Source organism: Mesorhizobium sp. M0276, from assembly GCF_040321755.1.
GTDB lineage: Bacteria > Pseudomonadota > Alphaproteobacteria > Rhizobiales > Rhizobiaceae > Mesorhizobium.
The window spans coordinates 1-19,667 of sequence record NZ_JAMYSC010000033.1 but is presented as its reverse complement, the minus strand read 5'-3'; the positions used below and the strand labels follow the sequence as shown (position 1 = coordinate 19,667).

The window sequence follows — 19,667 nt, the reverse complement described above, 5'->3', positions numbered from 1 at the left end:
GCCGAGACTTATCGCGCCCGTATGATCAAATGGCTCGAGGCGCGCCGGATGGCCGGCAGAGGCGTACCGACCGTGCGCCCAATGTCGCTCGCCGCATCCACCCACAAACGGGCGCAGAGACACCCCCTTACAATCTCCACCTGATGCGCCTGCACGTTGCCGCTCGCGAGAGCGGCCGGATCAGTCAGTCCGAACCGACGGCACGGTTGATCAATCAGGCGACGGCCGAACTCGGTACCGAGGTCGGCGGTCTCGATACGCCGATCTCCATCGATCCGCACACCGACCTGCCCTGGCGCAAGCCTGAGCCTCGCCCGTGAGGAACGCATGTTGCAGGGCGCCTGTTACGTCATTTGCGCCTATCTCACCGGCATGCGCGACAGTGAGGTGCAGGCCAGGCAGCCAGGCTGTGTGTCGGCCGAGCGCAGGCGACCGACCACATCACCATGGTACTTCGAAACGTTCCTTGCCCAGTGCTGGAAGAAAGGAAACCGTTGCGGGCGACATCTGTTTCATGACGTCAAGAAGCGCGACTACACCGGCAGCTTCGCCAATCTGGAGCGCCTGCTGGGAGCTTGGTGGCGAGCCGAAAAAGAGCAGGCCTATGACATTCCGTCTCCCGCGCCGAACCGGAACCTGGAGCCGGTCCGAGATCCGGATACCGGTCACGCGATCTCGCCGGTGATTGCTGCGGCGCTGTGCATCAAGCCACCAGGCTGCTGACGGGTCGACAGGCAAGAAAGGTCGATGCGCTGAAGCGCGGATCTGACGCTTTCGCCCAGATGCGTCGCCTGGCGATGCGCTTCAACGGGATCCTTCGCAGCAAGCAATCTGAAGCACTGGATGCGTGGATCGACGAGGCAATGGACTCCGAACTCATTCCGATCATGCGGTTCGCCCGTGTTTTGCGCAGAGACATCGATGCCGTCAACAACGCCAACCGCCTCAAGACCCTTAAGCGCGCGATGTACGGCAGGGCAGGTTCCGAACTGCTGAGGGCACGAATGCTGCCACCGCACCACCGAAGTTGAGGAAGAACCGAATTAACTGCCAACCGACACCGGACAGGAGTATTATTGGAAGACCAGAAGCAACCTGCTCGCCGGTGAACGCTGGTTCTCTGTTCGGAGCAGGCGGCAAGGGCGGCGGGATGGCGCAAGGCCTTTCGCTGAGGCTGCTCAATCGCACCAGTGAGGCTGTATTTCGGCGTCCAGATCGGGGCTTAGCCTTCGTCGACGAGCGTCTAATCGGCAATCGTACCGTCGGCGAGCCGGAGCGTAATCTCCTTGGCGGTTTTTCGCGATCTGCTATAACTTGGGTCGGTCAGAATGAGTGACCGATGAACGGCCTGCTGTGCGGGCGCGGGCGCACTGGGCAGATCGGAGCCTATCCGGACATGCAGAACTCCCAACGAAGTCGCAGGTATTTGAAACTTCTCAGCATGCGGTTTCTCGCTATCAGCTGGCTTGCTGCACTCGTAAGCCCGTGCGTCGCGGAGGATATCGTGATCCGCGTGGGGCATTTCCCGAATCTCACCCACATGCAAGGGCTGATCGCCCACAATCTCTCGCGCCAGGGAAAAGGCTGGTTCGAGCAGCGGCTGGGCGCGGACGTCAAAGTCGAATGGTACCTCTACAATGCGGGACCGAGCGCCATGGAAGCCATTTTCGCCAGTTCGCTCGACCTCACGTATGTCGGCCCGAGCCCAGCGATCAACGCATATACGAAATCGGGTGGCGAAGAAATACGCATCATTGCCGGCGCAGCGAATGGCGGCTCGGCGCTGGTGGTGCAACCAGACTTGCCTCTGAACTCGGCAGCCGATTTCAAGGGCCGCACCATCGCCACACCTCAACTTGGCAATACCCAGGATGTCGCGGCACGCGTTTGGCTCGGCAAAGGCGGGTTGAAAATAACATTGACCGGCGGCGATGCCAACGTAATCCCGACGGCTAATCCGGATCAACTCAGCTTATTCAAGGAAAAGCAGCTTGATGCTGTGTGGACGGTCGAGCCTTGGGTCTCTCGACTCGAATCCGAAGCTCAGGGGCGGGTCTTGCTCGAGGAGCCGAAGGCGGTTACGACCGTGCTCGCCTCCAGCGCGCCTTTCTTAAAGGATCAGCGGCCACTGGTAACCAAGTTTGCCGCCGCACACCGGGAATTGACGGAATGGATCGTCAAGAATCCAGAGGAGGCCCAGCGGCTTGTGCGCGACGAATTGGCAGAGGAGACACGTGTCAAGATGGCACCCGAACTCGTCGCACGCGCCTGGAAGCGCATCACCGTAACGAGCGACATCGACCTCTATGCTCTTGAGCACTTTGTGCGCGATGCCCAATCCGTCGGATTTCTGCGCAGCGCCCCCGATTTAGGGCGGCTGGTCGAGCGCCCTTAATGGAGAGAGGTAACGAGGTCGTATTGAATCCCCCTGCGGATCAGGTCACTGTGCCCATTCCGGGCCAACTGATCGTCGAGGGCATATCCAAGCGATTCAAAACGTCGCGCTCGGAAGTCCACGCGCTCGACGATGTATCACTGCATGTCAAACCAGGCGAATTCATCTGTCTGGTAGGCCCTAGCGGTTGCGGGAAATCGACACTTCTCGACATCATCGCCGGTCTGACCAAACCAGATTCTGGTAGCGTCTCCGCGGACGGCCAGCCGGTGGTGGGACCCGGACGGCATCGTTTGGTGATGTTCCAGGAATCGGCTCTGTTTCCGTGGCTGACAGTGTTTGGCAATGTGATGTTCGGCCTAAAGCTCAGGGCCGACCTGAATAACGCCGAGCGCCACGAGATCGCGAACAGCCATCTGGCGCTGGTCGGGCTGCAAAAATTCGCCCGATCCAATGTGCATGAACTTTCGGGTGGCATGAAACAGCGAGTTGCGCTGGCGCGGTCGCTGGCGCCTGATCCACGCATACTGCTCATGGACGAGCCTCTGGCTGCGCTAGACGCTATGACTCGCGAGCAGCTCTACAGCGACGTTCAGGAGATTTGGCAATCCCGTAAGAAGACCATCGTGTTGGTCACTCACAATGTACGCGAAGCAGTTTGCCTGGGCGATCGCGTGATCCTATTGTCGCCCCGCCCAGGAAGCATTCGAGAGACATTCCCCATTGATCTGCCTAGACCGCGTGACATAAATAGCCCGGAGCTGGCAAGACATGCCGCTGAGATCACGGCTGCGCTCAAGAACTATCTAACGATGGATGTACCTGATTGAGGCGAATCTTCTCGGTTGTCCTGTTCTTTGCCGCCCTCCTGCTCGCTTGGCATCTCTTGGTGTTGAGCGGGCGGTGGTCGCCAATAATCTTGCCGTCTCCCTTGAGCGTCGGCGAATATCTGTGGGGAGCCCTGCAGGATGGAACGCTGCTCGATTCGAGCTTAGTGACGCTTCGCCGGTTGCTTGCTGGCTACTTGGTCGGAGTGGCGATCGGGGTGCCATTGGGCTTTCTGACCAGCACCTCGCAATTCTTTGAGGATACGATCGGCGCGTTAGCGCTCGGGCTTCAGACGCTGCCCAGCGTCTGTTGGGTGCCGCTGGCGCTCTTGTGGTTCGGACAGACCGAGGGCGCCATGCTGTTCGTCGTTATCATGGGCACCGTCTGGTCGGTGATGATCGCCACCGACACAGGCACCCGCAACATCTCGCCCATTTACGCGCGGGCAGCACGCACGATGGGTTCCGAAGGAATGCACAAATGGACGCGGGTGATCCTGCCCGCTTCGCTCCCCTTCCTTATCAGCGGCATGAAGCAAGGGTGGGCTTTTGCGTGGCGGTCGCTGATGGCGGCTGAAATCTTCGTCACTATTCTGACTGGGTTCGGCCTAGGGCAACTTCTACACTATGGTCGCGAACTCAATGCTATGGAGCAGGTGATCGGAATCATGATTGTCATCGTGATTATCGGTCTATTCGCTGACAAAGCCCTTTTTTCCCCGTGGGAACGGTTTCTGCATCGACGCTGGGGCACCGGGCTAAGGGGCTGATGTCGCTTGGCATTTAATTGGGTTCTACCGCCGAAGCCGGACAAGCGGTCCCTTGTGGCATCGATCGCGCCACCGTTCCAACAATTTCCCGGAAGTGTGTCGACGCCCGCTTCAAGAAGCGCCGCTACGCCTGGCATCTATGTCGCGCTGCAACGTCGAAAGTAGGCGGCTGTTCGCAGTGTTTCGTTGCCTGTGACCTGCCACCGAATTTTCATCCAGCGGTCGTGCTCGCGCAGCACCGCGATGATCTGCTCTTCCGGTGGGTTTCGGTATGCGTCACATCAGGAGAAGCCGGGCAACATCGGCCATCGGCAAGCGATGTCCACGTTTCGCATGCGGCCCTCCGCCTCATTGTCGAGAGCTTTTCGCCTCGAAGAGCCGCCTTAGGCATAGTTCGGCGGACGGCATAAACCTACAAGCTCAACGCTGTTGATCCGCTTGCCTATCTTACCAGCACGCTCTCGGCATCGTCGACGGCCACAAGCAGAGCCGAATTGAGGAACTGTTGCCGTGGCACCATCCCTCCTATGGGACAAGTGGCGCAAAACATTGCCGATAGCCAATTAGACTTCACTCACTCCGCTTTAAACAGCTTTCTGCGATTTCGGGAGGCCTCCGTCCGACTCCACAAATGCCTCGCGAAAGCGGGTGTAAGAAGTTTCCCTAAACCACACATCAGGATCGAGAAGCAGCTTCTCATTGATCCGTCTTCGTAGTTCTTCAGCACTAGCCCCAATATCTCACAGCGGGCTAGGCTAGCAGGCTGTTGAAAAAAGCGCTGGCCGCGGCCGTGAGAGGGTGATTCACTGTTTGCGAAGAGATTCGGAGGGCGATGGGTGCGCGGCGGCGACAATCGAACTGGGGAGTTGTTCAGCTACGTTCGAGGCGCGGGTTCGACGCGATCATCCGCTACGCGCCATTCGGTTGATCGTGAACGAGGCGCTGGCCAGATGACTTCGCAGCGCTGTATTCGCCGATCGGGCGGCCGTCGATCCAGCCCGAGAAGCTGCTCAGGGCGATGCTGCTGCAGGCGTTCTATTTGATCCGATCGGAGCGGCAGCTGATGGAGCGGCTGGAATACGACCTTCTGTTCCGCTGGTTCATTGGTATCGGCGTCGATGATGTGGCCTGGGATCATTCGTGTTCTCGAAGAACCGCGACCGGCTTCTTGAAGGCGACATCGCGGCGAAATTCCTGGCAGCAGTGCTGGCACAGCCCAGGGTGAAGAAGCTTCTGTCGACGGATCACTTCTCGGTTGACGGCACTCTGATCGAGGCATGGGCGTCGATGAAGAGCGTCAAGCCGAAGGACGGCTCAGGCGAGCCACCGGCCCAAGGCGGCGGGCGCAATGCCGAAGCGGACTTCCATTGCCAGAAGCGGTCGAACGACACGGTAGTGGGTCAGTTTAAAATTTGACGCTGCGCTTGTCGCGGTTCGGGCCGAACTCCTATATACTTAACCAAACGCATGGGAAGCAGGACAGTGAGTTATTCCATCAAACTTGGCAAGGAGCCGAACGTCTTAGTGATCAACGACTTGTCCAGCAGGCAGGTCGTAGGCCAAGCGCGCGAACTCAAAGCGGGGAATATCAAATTCAGCATTTACGCCAGCGACGGCACATTGACCGAACTGTATAATCTTGAGCGTGCCGTGGAGGATGACGTTGCCAACCAAACCTAAAGCCCAAGCGCCCGCGCGACCCTAACCAGTTGGCGAAGTCGATTGTCGCCCTCGCCACAGGCGAAGCCGAAGATAAGAAGCCGCTCGCCAGCGCTCGCAAAGGCGGCCTTAAGGGTGCGAAAGCAAGGATGAAGGCGCTATCACCGGAACAGCGATCCGAAATCGCGCGGGCTGCTGCGTCCGCGCGATGGAAAAAATCCGACTAGGCCACGTCTTAATCTTCATCATTGTCACTGCTGAGCACGTCGATTGGTCGCAATTCAGCAACGTCTTCGGTAAAATCTGCGAAGAACGATAGCTGTTCCTCTGGGTAGAGCCTGCCGTCGTAGCCGCATTGGGTTTCGGGACGGTGATCGCAGTCAGTTGGTTCTTGAGAAAGCCAGGGGAAAATTCAAACTGACCCACTACCCAAAGCGCGCGTTCCTTGGCCGGCAATCTGCGAAGGACTTTGCGCAGCCTGACTGGGGAACCTGCCTCACTACGGCGATCAGCATAGAGGGATCTGCGTTGGCCATTTGCCGAACAGACCGATCGAGAGCGATGGCCAGCCGCCCGGTTCCTATCGGCCATTGCCGAACATGAATTGGCCGAGCGGGCGCATCGCAGGATCGAATGCCATCTGGCCGAAGCGCCTCTGCCGCCCGGAAAGACACTCGACAGCTTCGCCAAGAAAATCGGCCATCGTGGAAGCTTGCGGACATGGTCATTACGACCGGGCTTCGCGGTATCCTATTTCTGTCGCTGCGCCACGCCGGCGGCACCAATCTGGTGATCTTTCCGGCCAATCTTGTCGACGGCGACCATGCCGCGGTTCACGATCCAGATCACCTGCTGCCGCACGACCAGTCGTCCTGTTCCTGAGTTATCGACTGTCTCTGGGAGCGCAACGCGACAACGCCCGCTCACGACACCTGGTCCTCAACGACATCGTACTCGCCGTCGCCCTCCCCGCTCGCCAGCCCGGCTGGAATATCTCCCGCCAGCAGCTTCTCCTTCGACAGCAGCCCGGCATCCTCGAGCGCCTCGACATCCGGCAGCTGGCGCAACGTGTCGAGCCCGAACTGCGACGGAAAAGTTCCGTCGTCACATAGGTGTAGGGCGCCCCCGGGCTGCGCGCTGCGCGGCCCCGAGGCGATCAGCTGCTCAGCGCGCAGCACGCCGATCAGGTCCTGGGACACTTCCTTGCCGAAAAAGCTGGAGAGCTCGCCACGCGTGATCGGCTGGAAGTAGGCGATGCACATCAAGACAAGCGCCTCCGCCTGCGACAGTTCATTTGCCCCCTCGCCCGCTGCCGTGCCGAAGGCTGCGTGAATGACGTCGCCAAAAACCTTTCTGGTCCGGTGCTGCCACCCGCTGGCGACCGAGACCAGCTCGTAGGGCCGGCCGGCGAGCTCGGCGCGGATGTCGTCGATGATCAGCTCGAGATTGCAATTCTTGCCGACGACCCGCGCCAGCACCTCGCGCGGCACCGGTTAGCTCGCGGCGAAGATCACCGCTTCGACGCGGCCCATCCATTCGCGCCAGCGCAGTTCCGCCAGCATGATCGAACGACTGACGATACGCAGCATCGTTTGTAAGGGCCGAGCGGAACTCGGCAAGCCGGAGGAATGGGTGACGATCGAGCCGGTCGGCCGCGCCGTCGAGATCGCCGAACGTCTTGCCGCAAGGCATCGGCCACGGCGCAAGGATGATGGCATCTGGATCGTTCTTCATCGTGCTGTTGCGCGCGATCGCGGCGTGCCGCATGTGGTCAAGCAGATCAACGGTATCGCCAGCATCTGGACGAGTGCTTCGGCACGCCCGAAGACGGCGACCCGCAACCGGGCATCGGCGCTGGTGAGGCTCCGCACGCCATCCCAGTCATGGCGGTTGAAGAGGTCGACATAGCGCTTCAAAAGCCGCGCGGTGTCGGGATCCAGCGGACGGATCGGTTCACCGGCAGGTTCAGCGGGCAAGTCGGCGAGCTTCGCCCGTCCGCGGGAGAGCGCGGATTTGACGCCGCCAACCGAGTCCACGAGTTCTGCGGTCTCTTCCAGCGAATAGTCGAACACATCCTTTAGTAGGACGCAGGCGCGCTCCTTGGGCGGCAAGCGGCCAACCAGCCGTTCGATGGCGCGGCGTGCATCGGTCGCTGCCGGCTCTGCAGGGACAACGCCGATGTCGTCCGAATAGGCTGCTCCGCGCGCTCGCGCACATCGCGTCGCCTCAGAAAGTCAATGCAGCGATTGTGGGCGATGCGAAACAACCAGGGTTTTAGCCTCCGGGGATCATCGAGGGTCTCGATCTTCGTGTAGGCCTCGAACAGCGTCTCCTGCATGAGATCCTCGCCGTCGAGCCGCGAGCCGGTCATGCGCGTGCAATAGCGATGCAGTTGCGCGCGGACGCCCGACACTGTCTCGAGGAAGGCGCGATATCGCGCGTCGAATAGGCCGATCGATCGCCCAGGCATGTCCTTCAGCTGCCACATATTAGCGTCATTGAGGAACATAGGTGAGAACCATGACCCCATTCTTGAAGCGATGCGTATCGAAAAGCTTCAGGCGGACGAGATCGTTGTCAACGTCTTCAAATGCGCGCTTTGCCTCGCCGACCACTTTGGGGATCACCCAAATCTGATACTCATCGACAAGGCCCGCGGCGAGCAGGGTCCGATCGAGGCTGGTGATCCCGTATTTCACAATGTTGCCGCCCGGCTGTTGCTTGATCCTCGCAAGCTCGGCGGCCACGTCGCCCTCAATCAACGAGGCGTTCCACGCCGTCTTCTTGAGGGTCCGGGAGGCGACGAGCTTCTTCATGCCGTTGAGGCGATCTGCGTATTTGTCACCTTTCGCCTCCGGACGCCGCAAACATCTCATAAGTAACGCGACCGAGCAGTAGGAACTCGACATCGGCCAAAGCTTCGAACGAATATTCCTTTGCCTCTTCATCGAAGCACGATCCCGCGATCCTGATCGGGTTCTCGACCACGCCGTCGAGCGAGACGAAGCTTCCCACTTTCAATTTGCGGGTCATGCGACCTCCTGACCTTCACCGCGTGTTGCCGCGGTTGCGGCCAGACCAAGCTTGGGGCGAACCCATTGTGCCAACCGCGCGATCGCGTCGTCGGCTTCGGGCGCGCGGCCGGCCATCATCTGGAACGAGTGCAGCATCCCCGGAAATACGTCTAAGCGCATCTCGACGCCGGCGGCTTTCGCGCCGTCGGCGAGCGCTCGGCTGTCGTCGAGCAGGGTTTCGTCTCCACCCACTTGCAGATAGATCGGCGGCAGGCCCTTCAGATCGGCAAAGATCGGGCTGGCGAGTGGATGCCGGGGATCGGTGCCTGCAAGGACTTGCGATACCAGCATATCCACGACCGCCTTCTGGAAGAAGGCGTCCTTCTCGCGGTTGCTCTCGTAGGAGTGCCCGCTCGCCGACAGATCATACCAGCCAGAGATGCTGAGGATCGCGGCCGGCAGCGGCCGTCCCGCATCGCGGAGTTTCATCGCCGCCGCAACGATCAGGGCAGCACCAGCGGAATCGCCTGCGGCTATGGTGTGCTTCGGCGCGACACCCTGCTCGGCGAGCCATTCGAACGCGGTCACGGCCTGCTCGATTTGGCGCGGAAACTTGCTCTGGAAAACGTAGTCGTACGCAGCGAGCAGAGCGTAACAGCCGATCGCCTTAGCAAGGTGGCCGACCATCTTGCGATGGGTCCAGATCGATCCGCCGACATAGCCACCGCCGTGCAGGTAAAGCATGACCCGGTCTTTGGCCGCCGTTTTTGGCTGAACCCACAGCGCGGTCTTGTCGCCGACGTTCGTCTCGACGTAATCGACGCCGCCCGGTTCCGCCGTCAAAACGGACCACTCGGATGCTTCCTGTGGCGATTCTCGACCGCTGCGAAAAGCCTCCGCGAGCGTTTCGTAGTGTATCTTGTTCGCTAGGCTCTGCTTGCTGTTCATTTGTCACGCTCCAATTCGTCCAGGGGGCGATGTCAGGGATGACCGTGCCCATGAACAGCTAAGACGGATGAACCCAGCGAAAGGATACGTCGCCGGCAGATGCGCTGATCTGCACCGATCGATCCTGGCGACAACGGCAGCGCTACCTTGACCCTTGCCGTCATCGGCCATCAATGAACATTTATCTGTCGTTCTCTCGTGGTATCGACAATGTCGGCACGCCAACCAAGGCGAGGTAGCTCGGGTTGCCCGTCCTTCAATTCCTGCGCCTCTCAGCCGAGGAGTAAACGGTGCGCATCTTCTCCATCATAGCCCACCCGCATGCCAACAGCTTTTGCCACGCAATTTCTGCACGCGTTCGCAACGCGCTGATCGGCGACGGCCACGCAATCGAACATCACGATCTCTATATGGAGGCTTCGATCCGTGCCTAACCGCGGAAGAGGCCTACACGGTCGGCGACACGCTGGAAGAAGCGCTTTCACGCGCCGAAGATCGCGTTTTGCTCCAGCACCGGACGCAAGTCGCGAATGCGGATGGTTTACTGATCGTCCACCCGAACTGGTGGGAGAAGCCACCTGCAATTCTGGCGGGCTGGCTCGATCGCGTTCTGGTTCCTGGTGTTGCCTATCGCCTGAAAACCGCGGATGGGTTGCCCGAAGGCCTCCTCTCGATCAAGAAAGCCATTATCTTCAATACTTCCGATACCGATGCGACGCGAGAGGTGAATGACCTCGGTGATCCGCTCGGACTGATCTGGGGACGATGCGTCCTCCCATATTGCGGGGTTCTGGAACATGAACGACATGTGTTCAGGCCAGTTGTCGGCAGTTCCGAGGAGCAACGGGAGAACTGGCTCGAGAAGGCCACTGCCAAATGCCGGACCACGTTCGGGGCAAGTTGAATGTAATTAAATCCGATCCGTCCGCAATTCGGTCATAACCGTGCTCGCCGGAATTTCGGCTCCCGTCCGCCTCAGGCCTATCCAAGCACGCGGCGCAGATCCTGATGCCGGCGACGTATCCTTTCGCTGGACTGGTCCGTCTTGGTGATGGGCGGTCATCCCAAGGTCGCCCTCCCAAACGTATTGGAACAGGACACACCATGAAATGCTTGTGGAGGCTTGGCGCAGCGAGCCGCAAAGTTCGGGGGTCTTATCGTGAAACGCGCCGTTCGTTCGTCCTTAGGACCGAAACAAAGATATCAAGAGAAGCGATGACCGCCACCATTACCGTCTTTGAGCGGTCGCCCGATGGCGGCAAGGGACTGGCGCGTGATACGCGCGTTCGCTGGGCGCTGGAAGAAGTGGGCCAACCTTACGAGATTCGCCTCGATTCGTTCAAGGCGATGAAGGAACCGGCGCATCTGGCGCTTCAACCTTTCGGGCAAATTCCGACCTACGAAGAAGGCGATCTCCGGTTGTTCGAAACCGGGTCGATCGTGTTCCACATTGCGGAACGCCATCCGGGCCTGTTGCCGGACGATGTAAATGCCCGGGCGCGCGCCATCACCTAGATATTCGCCGCGCTCAACACGGGAGCCGCAGATCCTTGAACTTGTAACCGCCAAGTTCCTTGAAGGCGACAAGCCTTGGGCGGCGCAACGCCTGCCTCTCATCCAGGATCGCATCCGCAATCGGCTTGGCAACTGTCCCAACGTCTTGACAAGGCCAACGGCTGACGGTGCGTTCAGCGCAGGCGACCCCGTGAAATGCCTAACGTTTCCGGACATCACGCCAGTCTGCCTTTTATGCGATTTTGGACGGACACACGGCGAACAGACCTTAACAGCTACGGTATACTCCCTCGTGCCCGATGCTGATCCACGAGGATCTTCCTCAATCCCAAGCGATAGGGGCGGCTTTCGGGCCTCGCCCTTTTTCCGGCTACGACTTCACGGCGGCCGGGTCGAAGCCGTCCAGCTCCTCGCCGATCTCGACAAGGGCCTTTCTGACTGTGTCCTCAACTTCCTGTCGTTTCTTCGGCGGCATCAGGCCCAGCCCCTTCAGCATCGCCTCGCGCCAGTGCTGCCCCCTGCCCCACGCTTCCGAGAACACTGTTGCAAGGTCGTCTTTGCGCCGGGTCGCCTCCAGTGCCTCGACAAGGAGGCTGGCCTGATAGACGTCTTTTTCGCGCTTGGCGACGCCATTTGCATCTGATTGCCTGCGAGAGGCGACGATGAGCTTGTGAACTGCATACCGTTCCGGCGACGGCACGGTTACAGGCACCCCTGACCGATGCAGCATCACGGTCCGGATGGGCTCGTGGATCAGGAAATCGAGGAAACGCAAGGGCTGCGCCGAAGCTCCCCCCAGTGCTGGCATCGGACTGGCATGGTCGGTGAAGTCATCGGATCCCCGGTTCGGCGTAAGGAACTCGACCTTGTATCTCGTTGCATTCTCGAATTGCGTCGTGTGTCCGGGATCCGATCTGTGGGGGATTTCCCTGAAGGTTGGGTCAATCTCTCTCAAGATTTCCAGGATCGGCGGCAGGCTGTCTTCGACTGACGACGAGATCGAGTAGTGCTGCGCGAAATCGGCATCGCCGGTTTGCAATGAAGCGCCTGGCAACCTTACACCGAGATGTCCTGCATACGTCTGGAAGGCAACCGTACCAACCAGCACGCCTCTTAGGCGGAAGATTCCTGCTGCTCCCATGGCTTCAACGACATCGCCAGTGAACCGGTCCGGAGCAGTCAGCCCTGCTTCGCGAGTCAGCGTGGAGACGAGTTTCCGTCGGCTGCGGAGGTCTTCCTTAATCTCTTGGAAAGTTTCAACGCGTTTCGCGATCTCGGGGTCGTCGGACGGGCCGACATACTTCCGCGTTTTCTTGGGTCGGGTTTCCTCAAAATACCAATAGTCCCGCCCCTTCACCGGCACCCGGACGAAATTTCCCGCCGTGGAGAAGTCGGTTTCGAACGATGCGTCAAGGCAGCGCTGAACAAGTTCCGCATACATCGTGCGATAAACGAGGTCGACCGTCTTCATGCGTCGGCTCCGTTATAAGAAAAATGAGTTTCTCTTATAACGGCATGAGCTCAAGCGATGCAAGCGACGTTATAAGAAAATTGCCGAAATCTTATAACGCTGCCTTCCGCGCGATAGACAAGACCAGAGGCACGCTATCGAGTCCCACCGCCTACAATCGTAGAGGGGCCTTGACCCCGGATCATCAATCAGCACTTTTTGTCATGGTGGACGATGCGACCCCAGGTGAGGATCACGAGATCTTCCATCGCTATCCGACCCCCAAACGGGCCTTCCAGCGATGCAAGCGTGGCGATCGATGGCGGGCGCTTCAAATCGGCCCAGCGTCCAGCGCTCCATCTGTCCCGCGCGCCTCGGACGGCGCTGGAGGAATCAAGCAGTGCGTTAGCATCTGTGACTCGGCGTGCAAAGCTGGACGGCGATCGGGGGTCAGTTTTGGAAGCCGTTTGACACCGATGGTGGCAGCGCGTCGTCACAGGAAACGTATTCGCAAAACCCGGCATGGCCGGCGAGCGTGCGAACCTTGTGGTCGCGCGTGCCGCCTGCGCTGCAATTGACGAATGTTTTTCGCACCGCCACGGGTCATCAGATGCGCCGAAGCCCGTATGGCGGCATCATCATCAAATCAGCCGTAGCTTTTGATAAAGGCCTCGTTGCTGAGCCCACTCTCTACGTGGTGCCCTCAAGATTGCACTCGTGGTCGATGAGAAGCCGCGACCCCGCCAGGCTGAGGCGCAGCGTCAATGGCGGTGCCGCGCTTGCGGATCTGCGGGCACCACAGAGCGCCCGGGGCTTGCGGCCCCTGAACAGCCTCTGGCCTCAGAGGCCGAACCAGCGCGAGCGCCGGCTTGACCCGAAGGTCTCCTTGTCGGCGCGCAGCGCCACCGAGGGCTCGTAATAATTGCCGGTTGGCGCGGGACCTGAGAAGAAATCGACCTCCACCTTGCCGATGCGCCCGCCGCCGAACTCGATATAGCATGTGCCGAAGCCGTCATAGAGCGAGCCGCTGCCGCTCTGCCGCAGTTTTGCGACGAGCGCGGAGGCGACGGCTCGCGCGGCACCCTCGGCGAACACGCCGGCCTTCGGCGTGCCGGTGTTGGCTCCGTCGCCGACGGCATAGACGTTCTCGTATTTTGTTTCGAGCGTGCGCGGATTGACCGGGATCCAGCCGTTCTCGGCCATGCCGCTTTCCAGCACCACCGGCGGCACACGATGCTTGGGAACGCCGAGGAAGAGATTGAACGGCATTTCCGTGCCGTCGTGGAGCACCGCCACATTGCGGGCATTGTCGACGGAGGCGACGCGGCGGCTGGGGATGAACTTGATGTCGCGTTCGGCAAAGGCGGCCAGCAGCGCCTTCGAAGTGTCGGGCGAGGGTGGCACCGGACTGTCCAAGGGCAGCACCAGGGCGATCTCGCAGGCTTGGCGCACACCTTGTCTGAGCAGATAGTCGTGCAGCATCAGCACGCATTCGCTGGGCGCCGGCGGGCACTTGTAGGGCGCGCCGCAAACGCCGACTATTGCCTTGCCTTTCTTGAAAGTCGGCAGCACGTCGCGTAGCCGCTCCGCCCCCGCCAGGGTATAGAACTCGTTGGTTCCCGACAGCCCTGGCGTGGCGTCGAAATCATATTCGGCGCCCAGGGCAATGACGAGGTAGTCCGCGTCGAACTCGCCGTCATTGGTAGTCACCCGGCGCCTGTCGGGATCGATCCCGGTGATCGCGCGCTTCAGCATCCTGACGCCCGGCTTGGCGTAGCATTTGTAGGGCAGGCGCACGGCCTGCGGCGTCTTCAGGCCGAACATCACGTCCAGCTTGGAAAAACCGAACACGAAGGAATCACTCTGGTCGATCAGCGTCACGTCGATGCTGTCGCCCATCGCCTCGGAAAGCAGCGTCGTCAGCTCCAGGCCGCCGAAGCCGGCTCCCAACACGACGATGCGCGGTTTGTTTGCGGTGCTCATCTTTGCTCCCCACCAATATTTCCTGGTTGATCGATCATTCCCGTCGTGGCGCCGGGGACTCCCGTGTCCTCGCCGCCAAAGTTTTGGCCGTCGAAGTCCTCGCAGTTTGGCCGATGTCAGGTCAGGACTGGCTGCGGCACGATGCGGATGTAGGGCTTCGGCTCCTTCCAGCCCTGCGGGTAGAGTTGCTTCGCCTCGTCATTCGATACCGACCCGGCGATGATGACATCGTCGCCGGGCTTCCAGTTGACGGGCGTCGCCAGGCGGTGCTTGGCCGTCAGCTGCAGGGAGTCCACCACGCGCAACACCTCGTCAAAGTTGCGGCCGGTCGTCATCGGATAGGATATCACCAGCTTGATCTTCTTGTCCGGCGCGATGACGTAGACGTTGCGCACCGTCTGGTTGTCGGCGGCGGTGCGGCCGTCGCTGCTGTTGCCGGCGGACGCCGGCAGCATGTCATAGAGCTGCGAGACGGCGAGCGTCGGGTCGCCGATCATGGGGAAATTGGGCGCCATCCCTTGCGTCTCGGCGATGTCCTTGGCCCAGCCGGCATGCTTCTCGACCGGGTCGACGGAGAGGCCGATGACCTTGACGCCGCGCTTGTCGAACTCGGGCTTGAGGCGCGCCATGTAGCCAAGTTCGGTCGTGCACACCGGCGTGTAGTCCTTGGGGTGGGAGAACAGGATGCCCCAGCCTTTGCCCAGCCATTGGTGGAAGCTGATGGTGCCTTCGGTGGTCTCGGCGGTGAAGTCGGGGGCGATGTCTGCGATACGCAGCGACATGGTAGCTTTCCTTTCCGGTTGGAATTCGATTGCAGCCGCATATTGGGAAATCTATGTTCCGCCAGCGTTCCCCGACGCCCCCTGGCTGGTGACGGCCGCCAAGGCTGGTCCACTTTATGATGGTGCCTTGATGCGCGTTTCGATCCATCTGCTCGGCCGCTTCGCCGTCACCATCGATGGTCGTCCGATCCCGGCGGCCGACTGGCGGCGCGACCGCGCCTCGGCCCTGGTCAAGCTGCTGGCGCTCAGGCCTGCCCATCGCATCCACCGCGAGCAGGCCGTGGAAACCTTCTGGCCCGACGCCGACCCCGAGGCTGCTGGCGCTAATCTGCGCAAGGCCATCCATTTCGCTCGACGCACGCTGGGCGTCCACGAATTGATCAAGGTGAGTAACGACATCGTCTCGCTTGCCCCGCATGCCGAGCTCGAGATCGACGCCGAAAGCTTCGAGATCGCCGCGAAGGTAGCGCTGCGCGACGGTGACAAGAGCGCGTATGAGCGCGCCGCCGACCTCTACGGCGGTAGGCTCCTGCCCGACGATCTTTTTATCGAATGGCTGGACGCGCCGCGCGCGCAACTCCAGCAGCGCTACAGCGACCTTTTGCGCGCCGGCGGGCTGTGGCAGCGCCTGATCGCGCTCGACCCCGCCGACGAGCAGGCCCAGTGCTCACTGATGAAGGCAGCACTTGATGCCGGCAACCGCGTCGAGGCCATCCGCCAGTTCAATCAGCTGCGCGACAACCTGCACGCCGAACTCGGCGTCGGACCGAGCGCGGCGACCATTGCCCTTTACGAGAAGGCATTGGCGCTCTCCGGCACAGAAACCGTCAACCCGTCGGAGCGCGTCCGCACCTCGCTCGCCTGGGGCTTGGTGCATCTGCAGAGCGGCGAGTTCGACAAGGCGAGCGAGATCGCCAGGCACACACGCGACCTGGCGCTCGGCGCCGACATGCCGCGCGAAGTCGGCGAGGCGAGCGCGCTGCTCGGCCTCGCCTCGATGATGCGGGCGCAGTGGCCGCAATTGTTCCGCTCCGAGTTCATCGAATGGGTTCGAGCCAAGACGGCCTTCGTGCAGCATGTCTTCGATGGCCACCTCTGCCTGTCCGAATTCTGCCTGTGCAGCGCCAAGGGCCATGCCGAAGTCGCGGGGCTCGCCCGGGAACTGCTCACTGTCGCCGATCAGGCCGGATCAAAAGCCGGCCGCGGGCTTGCCTGCCTACTTCTGGGCGAGGCGGCGCTGTTTTCAGGCAATCTCGACGAAGCCGAGCGCCACCTGACCGAGGCCGAGCGGCTGCTGCTGGAGGCGGACGCGGTGGCCGGCCGCGTGCTTGCCATAGAGCGGCTGGCCGAGATTGCACTGGAGCGCGGCCAGAAGTGGCGCGCCAACCGGCTCATCCAGCGCGGTCTCACCGACGCCGAACGCACATGGCTGTCGCCGCACCTGATCATGCGCATGCAGGCGCTGGCCGTGCGGGCGGCGACGACACCCAAGATGGTGGCGCAGGAGATCCTTGCCGGCGACCGGCTGCTGACCCATGGCGCCTGCCAGCCCTGTTCGATGGCGCTGCGCACGGCCTCGGCGATCGCGCTCGCCGAGGCCGGCGAGCTGGACCAGGTCGACCGCCGCCTGAACGACGCCGAGCGCATCGCCGGCATGTGGCATGGCGGCCCCTGGGCGGCCGCTCTCTGGGAAGCGCGCGGCGTCCAGCGGCGGGCGCAGAACCACGAGATCCGCGCGGTCGCCGCCTTCGACGAGGCGGCCTCACGTTATCAGGAGCTGGGCCGCCCGCGCGACCAGGCCCGCTGCCGGGCTCGCATGGACCGCGATGGCTGACGGCAGGACCAGGTTCCTCGCCTGGGATTTTACAGGTTTGTTGCAACGGCTGCATAGGGGCGCAGAGAGGCCTGAGTGCGCGGTCAATCAGGTGGCGAGGATTTCGAACTGCTCGGCCAGGGACGGATTCGGATTGAAGGCGTACCTCGCCTGTCGCTTGCGCATCATGTGGATCATTTTGATGCCGGAAAGGATGGTGGTGGCAGTGGCCGTCGATTTGAACCGAGCATCGGCCGGACACGACGCTTGATGCGCCGATGGTCCTGCTCGATCCAATACTGGCTCCGGCGGATGCGGATCGGCTTCAGCGGGCGCCGGGAACGATCCTGCAAGCGATTTGTGGTGTCGCAGGAAATGATCGCCTCGTGATTAGTCTGGCTCCCGTCGATGACGACGCGATCCGGTCGACCATGACGCTCCAGTGCCTTTCTGAAGAAGCGCTTGGCCGCCGGCAGGTCTCGCCGCTCGCTGAACCAAAACTCGACCGTGTCGCCGACATTGTCGATGGCGCGATAGAAATACATTCACCGGCCGCGGACCTTGATGTAGTCTCGTCGACATGCCATTTGCCGGTCACGCTACGCTTGAGCAAAAGAAGCCCGCCGCACCCGAGGCAATCGTCGTCGGCCGATCGTTGCGGCCGGTCAGACCGCGCGCTCACCAGCACGGCAGGCGAGGGTCGCGGCCGCGCCTCGTCTGCGACTTGCCCATCGATCGGATGCTGGCGGAGACAGACGGTCCCTTCACTCAGGTTGACGGTCGTCCCAGCGAGCCCGCGGACGTGAAAACCACGGTCGCCGCGATCGCCGACGTTCGGGGGGTCCCGGTGGATGCGGTCATGACGACGGTAAGATCGAACCTTCGCTCTCTACTGGAGTGAGGCCCTCAAAGGGGTAGGAAGATTGTAATCTTCGTGCTACATATCCGCTCGATCTGTAGTGCGAAGGTGTCAAATGCCCACTCCACACTACCCTCCTGCTGCAGTGCGGCGCGCGCTGCGCAAACTTGGGGCGGACATCCATGATGCCCGTCGACGCCGACGGCTGCCGATGGCGGTCGTAGCTGAGCGCGCCTTCACGTCTCGCTCGACACTGCAAAGGGTCGAAGCTGGCGACACCAACGTCAGCGTCGGCATTTATGCCGGCGTCCTGCAGGCGCTCGGCCTGCTCGACGGCCTGAGCCAGGTCGCCGACATCAGCAACGACAGCGTCGGTCAGGCGCTCGCCAGCGCCGACCTGCCTAAGCATGTCCACCTCAGGCGGCCAACCGGATCGTCCCGCGATGACTGACTGCGAGGTCCATGTCGATTTGGACGGCCGCACACGCCCGGTCGACTGGCGAGGAGCAATCGCGTCCGGGGCATCGAGACCATCCTCTTCGAGTATGACGGCGCATGGCTTGAGGACCCGAACCGCTTCTCCCTGGAGCCAGCCCTTGCTCTGACCCGTGGCGCCTTCGCCCCTCCTGCCGGTCTTGCGACATTCGGCTCCATCGGTGACTCAGCGCCTGACACCTGGGGCCGGCGCCTCATGCAGCGCGCCGAACGCCGTCTGGCCGATCGGGAAGGCCGCGCGGTTCGCACGCTTGTAGAAAGCGACTACCTCCTTGGAGTGGCCGATGAGACCCGGCTTGGCGCACTCCGATTCCGCTGGGTCGGCGAAGAGATTTTCCAAGCGCCGATCCGTGCCGGCGTTCCTGCCCTGATCGAGCTTGGCCGATTGCTCCAGATCACCGAACGGGTTCTCCGGGACGAAGAAACGGATGAAGACCTGCAGCTCATCTTTGCCCCAGGCTCCTCCCTTGGCGGTGCCCGCCCGAAGGCGTCGGTCTTCGACCAACATGGTCACCTCTCCATCGCGAAATTCCCGAGGAGACCGACGACTACAGCATGGAGACCTGGGGCTCGTCTTGGAGAAGGTCAGCAAGGGGTCAGTGCCGAGTGCCGTGAATGTCGGGTAGGTGTTGACGCGCCCATGCCCGCGTCTGGTAGACGGAAAGCGCTAGTAAAGTGACCGAGATGGAGCGTTGCTGCCGTTAGCAACCGCTGAATAATGGGGAAGGACAGCAGTGCGCTGCAAGGGGTCAGGCCTCCGTTCACTTGCTATGCGTTAAAATGTGCATATATTGTGCGCATGAGAGGTCGGAGAATTGTCATGGCCCACGCACAGCTAGCACATTCCACAGTGATCTCGGGCTTTGTCGACAGCCTGCAGGAACCGCGCACCCCATATATCTCGCCGAGGCGCCTGTCGCAGGCGCTGGGCGTCAAGGTGGCCAACCTGGCGCAGTTGACTGGCGTCCACCGTAACACGCTCCGTAATCCATCATCGGAGCGACTGCAGGGTCGGATGCGTGAGATGGTGAAGGTGATTTCAGCCGCGACGGAGCTCACCGGGGACGTCAAAAAGGCGATCTACTGGTATCGCAATGAACCGATCGCCGACTATGGCCATCGCACGGCGGCCGAGCTCGTCGCCGGCGGCCAGGTCG

At 61.3% G+C, this 19,667-nt stretch carries 21 protein-coding genes and 8 pseudogenes; 18 read left to right on the top strand and 11 right to left on the bottom strand.

Going from position 1 to position 19,667, the window contains the following annotated elements:
• The first annotated feature begins 29 nt into the window (after positions 1-29).
• From NKJ01_RS23840 to NKJ01_RS23800, 9 genes and pseudogenes are all read left to right on the top strand, one after another.
• Entirely contained in the window at positions 30-320 is a 291-nt protein-coding gene (locus tag NKJ01_RS23840; protein ID WP_352731516.1) for a hypothetical protein, read from the top strand.
• Between the two features lie 13 nt (positions 321-333).
• Positions 334-1,031, top strand: a pseudogene (locus NKJ01_RS23835) (transposase); the annotation flags it as partial.
• 308 nt (positions 1,032-1,339) lie between these two features.
• Complete coding sequence (locus NKJ01_RS23830) at positions 1,340-2,395, top strand: ABC transporter substrate-binding protein (RefSeq protein ID WP_352731513.1); 1,056 nt, start codon at positions 1,340-1,342, stop codon at positions 2,393-2,395.
• Between the two features lie 23 nt (positions 2,396-2,418).
• Entirely contained in the window at positions 2,419-3,225 is an 807-nt protein-coding gene (locus NKJ01_RS23825) for an ABC transporter ATP-binding protein (RefSeq protein WP_352731511.1), read from the top strand.
• Positions 3,222-3,992, top strand: a complete 771-nt coding sequence (locus NKJ01_RS23820; RefSeq protein ID WP_352731509.1) for an ABC transporter permease — start codon at positions 3,222-3,224, stop codon at positions 3,990-3,992. The genes NKJ01_RS23825 and NKJ01_RS23820 overlap by 4 nt, the downstream gene beginning before the upstream one ends.
• A 410-nt stretch (positions 3,993-4,402) precedes the next feature.
• Positions 4,403-4,551 (top strand): annotated as a pseudogene (locus tag NKJ01_RS23815) (transposase domain-containing protein); the annotation flags it as partial.
• A 277-nt stretch (positions 4,552-4,828) separates the two neighbouring features.
• Positions 4,829-5,384 (top strand): annotated as a pseudogene (locus NKJ01_RS23810) (transposase); the annotation flags it as partial.
• Positions 5,385-5,474: 90 nt separating this feature from the next.
• A complete protein-coding gene (locus NKJ01_RS23805) occupies positions 5,475-5,672 on the top strand; it encodes a hypothetical protein (protein ID WP_352731507.1) in 198 nt (65 codons plus the stop codon).
• 699 nt (positions 5,673-6,371) lie between these two features.
• Positions 6,372-6,533 carry a hypothetical protein gene (locus NKJ01_RS23800; RefSeq protein ID WP_352731504.1) on the top strand — a complete coding sequence of 54 codons (162 nt, stop codon included), beginning with the start codon at positions 6,372-6,374 and terminating at the stop codon, positions 6,531-6,533.
• A gap of 41 nt (positions 6,534-6,574) precedes the next feature.
• On the opposite strand, the gene scpB is transcribed toward NKJ01_RS23800, so the two are convergent.
• Genes scpB through NKJ01_RS23770 form a run of 7 tightly spaced genes read right to left on the bottom strand, consistent with a single transcriptional unit; the run spans position 6,575 to position 9,613 of the window.
• A complete protein-coding gene (gene scpB / locus NKJ01_RS23795) occupies positions 6,575-7,141 on the bottom strand; it encodes an SMC-Scp complex subunit ScpB (RefSeq protein ID WP_502905901.1) in 567 nt (188 codons plus the stop codon).
• Between the two features lie 3 nt (positions 7,142-7,144).
• Positions 7,145-7,369, bottom strand: a complete 225-nt coding sequence (locus NKJ01_RS36475; RefSeq protein WP_502905900.1) for a hypothetical protein — start codon at positions 7,367-7,369, stop codon at positions 7,145-7,147.
• Positions 7,370-7,381: 12 nt separating this feature from the next.
• Positions 7,382-7,762, bottom strand: coding sequence for a sigma factor-like helix-turn-helix DNA-binding protein (locus tag NKJ01_RS23790; RefSeq protein ID WP_352731501.1), 381 nt, complete (start codon positions 7,760-7,762; stop codon positions 7,382-7,384).
• The gene (locus NKJ01_RS23785; protein ID WP_352731499.1) at positions 7,729-8,139 is read right to left on the bottom strand and encodes an RNA polymerase sigma factor; all 411 of its coding nucleotides are present in this window, start codon (positions 8,137-8,139) and stop codon (positions 7,729-7,731) included. Before NKJ01_RS23785 ends, NKJ01_RS23790 begins: the two co-directional genes overlap by 34 nt.
• 7 nt (positions 8,140-8,146) lie before the next feature.
• Entirely contained in the window at positions 8,147-8,467 is a 321-nt protein-coding gene (locus NKJ01_RS23780) for a dihydrofolate reductase family protein (RefSeq protein WP_352731496.1), read from the bottom strand.
• Positions 8,468-8,492: 25 nt separating this feature from the next.
• Positions 8,493-8,684, bottom strand: coding sequence for a dihydrofolate reductase family protein (locus NKJ01_RS23775; protein WP_352731494.1), 192 nt, complete (start codon positions 8,682-8,684; stop codon positions 8,493-8,495).
• On the bottom strand, positions 8,681-9,613 hold the full coding sequence (locus NKJ01_RS23770; RefSeq protein WP_352731492.1) for an alpha/beta hydrolase fold domain-containing protein: 933 nt from the start codon (positions 9,611-9,613) through the stop codon (positions 8,681-8,683). Before NKJ01_RS23770 ends, NKJ01_RS23775 begins: the two co-directional genes overlap by 4 nt.
• A gap of 290 nt (positions 9,614-9,903) precedes the next feature.
• Here NKJ01_RS23770 and NKJ01_RS23765 point away from each other — a divergent pair, with 290 nt between their 5' ends.
• The 3 genes and pseudogenes from NKJ01_RS23765 to NKJ01_RS23755 all read left to right on the top strand — a co-directional run.
• Positions 9,904-10,047, top strand: a complete 144-nt coding sequence (locus NKJ01_RS23765; protein ID WP_352731620.1) for a hypothetical protein — start codon at positions 9,904-9,906, stop codon at positions 10,045-10,047.
• 11 nt (positions 10,048-10,058) lie between these two features.
• Positions 10,059-10,517 (top strand): annotated as a pseudogene (locus NKJ01_RS23760) (NAD(P)H-dependent oxidoreductase); the annotation flags it as partial.
• A gap of 311 nt (positions 10,518-10,828) precedes the next feature.
• Positions 10,829-11,315, top strand: a pseudogene (locus NKJ01_RS23755) (glutathione S-transferase family protein); the annotation flags it as partial.
• Positions 11,316-11,498: 183 nt separating this feature from the next.
• On the opposite strand, the gene NKJ01_RS23750 reads toward NKJ01_RS23755, so the two are convergent.
• On the bottom strand, positions 11,499-12,599 hold the full coding sequence (locus NKJ01_RS23750; protein WP_352731490.1) for a nucleotidyltransferase family protein: 1,101 nt from the start codon (positions 12,597-12,599) through the stop codon (positions 11,499-11,501).
• A 453-nt stretch (positions 12,600-13,052) separates the two neighbouring features.
• Here NKJ01_RS23750 and NKJ01_RS23745 point away from each other — a divergent pair.
• Positions 13,053-13,236 (top strand): annotated as a pseudogene (locus tag NKJ01_RS23745) (IS1595 family transposase); the annotation flags it as partial.
• A gap of 182 nt (positions 13,237-13,418) precedes the next feature.
• Here the strand turns inward: NKJ01_RS23745 and NKJ01_RS23740 are convergent.
• The gene (locus NKJ01_RS23740) at positions 13,419-14,561 is read right to left on the bottom strand and encodes an NAD(P)/FAD-dependent oxidoreductase (RefSeq protein ID WP_352731488.1); all 1,143 of its coding nucleotides are present in this window, start codon (positions 14,559-14,561) and stop codon (positions 13,419-13,421) included.
• Between the two features lie 116 nt (positions 14,562-14,677).
• Entirely contained in the window at positions 14,678-15,343 is a 666-nt protein-coding gene (locus NKJ01_RS23735; protein WP_352731485.1) for a peroxiredoxin, read from the bottom strand.
• Here NKJ01_RS23735 and NKJ01_RS23730 point away from each other — a divergent pair.
• Positions 15,342-17,177, top strand: a complete 1,836-nt coding sequence (locus tag NKJ01_RS23730) for an AfsR/SARP family transcriptional regulator (protein ID WP_352731483.1) — start codon at positions 15,342-15,344, stop codon at positions 17,175-17,177. The genes NKJ01_RS23735 and NKJ01_RS23730 overlap by 2 nt on opposite strands.
• An 87-nt stretch (positions 17,178-17,264) precedes the next feature.
• Here NKJ01_RS23730 and NKJ01_RS23725 read toward each other — a convergent pair.
• A pseudogene (locus NKJ01_RS23725) lies at positions 17,265-17,763 on the bottom strand (IS6 family transposase); the annotation flags it as partial.
• Between NKJ01_RS23725 and NKJ01_RS23720 the strand changes: the two are divergent.
• From NKJ01_RS23720 to NKJ01_RS23705, 4 genes and pseudogenes are all read left to right on the top strand, one after another.
• Positions 17,737-18,057, top strand: coding sequence for a TatD family hydrolase (locus NKJ01_RS23720; RefSeq protein WP_352731481.1), 321 nt, complete (start codon positions 17,737-17,739; stop codon positions 18,055-18,057). The pseudogene NKJ01_RS23725 and the gene NKJ01_RS23720 overlap by 27 nt on opposite strands.
• Before the next feature lie 73 nt (positions 18,058-18,130).
• Positions 18,131-18,466, top strand: coding sequence for a helix-turn-helix domain-containing protein (locus NKJ01_RS23715; protein ID WP_352731479.1), 336 nt, complete (start codon positions 18,131-18,133; stop codon positions 18,464-18,466).
• Positions 18,459-19,119 (top strand): annotated as a pseudogene (locus tag NKJ01_RS23710) (type II toxin-antitoxin system HipA family toxin); the annotation flags it as partial. The gene NKJ01_RS23715 and the pseudogene NKJ01_RS23710, both read left to right, overlap by 8 nt.
• A 211-nt stretch (positions 19,120-19,330) precedes the next feature.
• On the top strand, positions 19,331-19,667 hold a 337-nt coding region (locus tag NKJ01_RS23705; RefSeq protein ID WP_352731477.1), incomplete at its 3' end, for a hypothetical protein.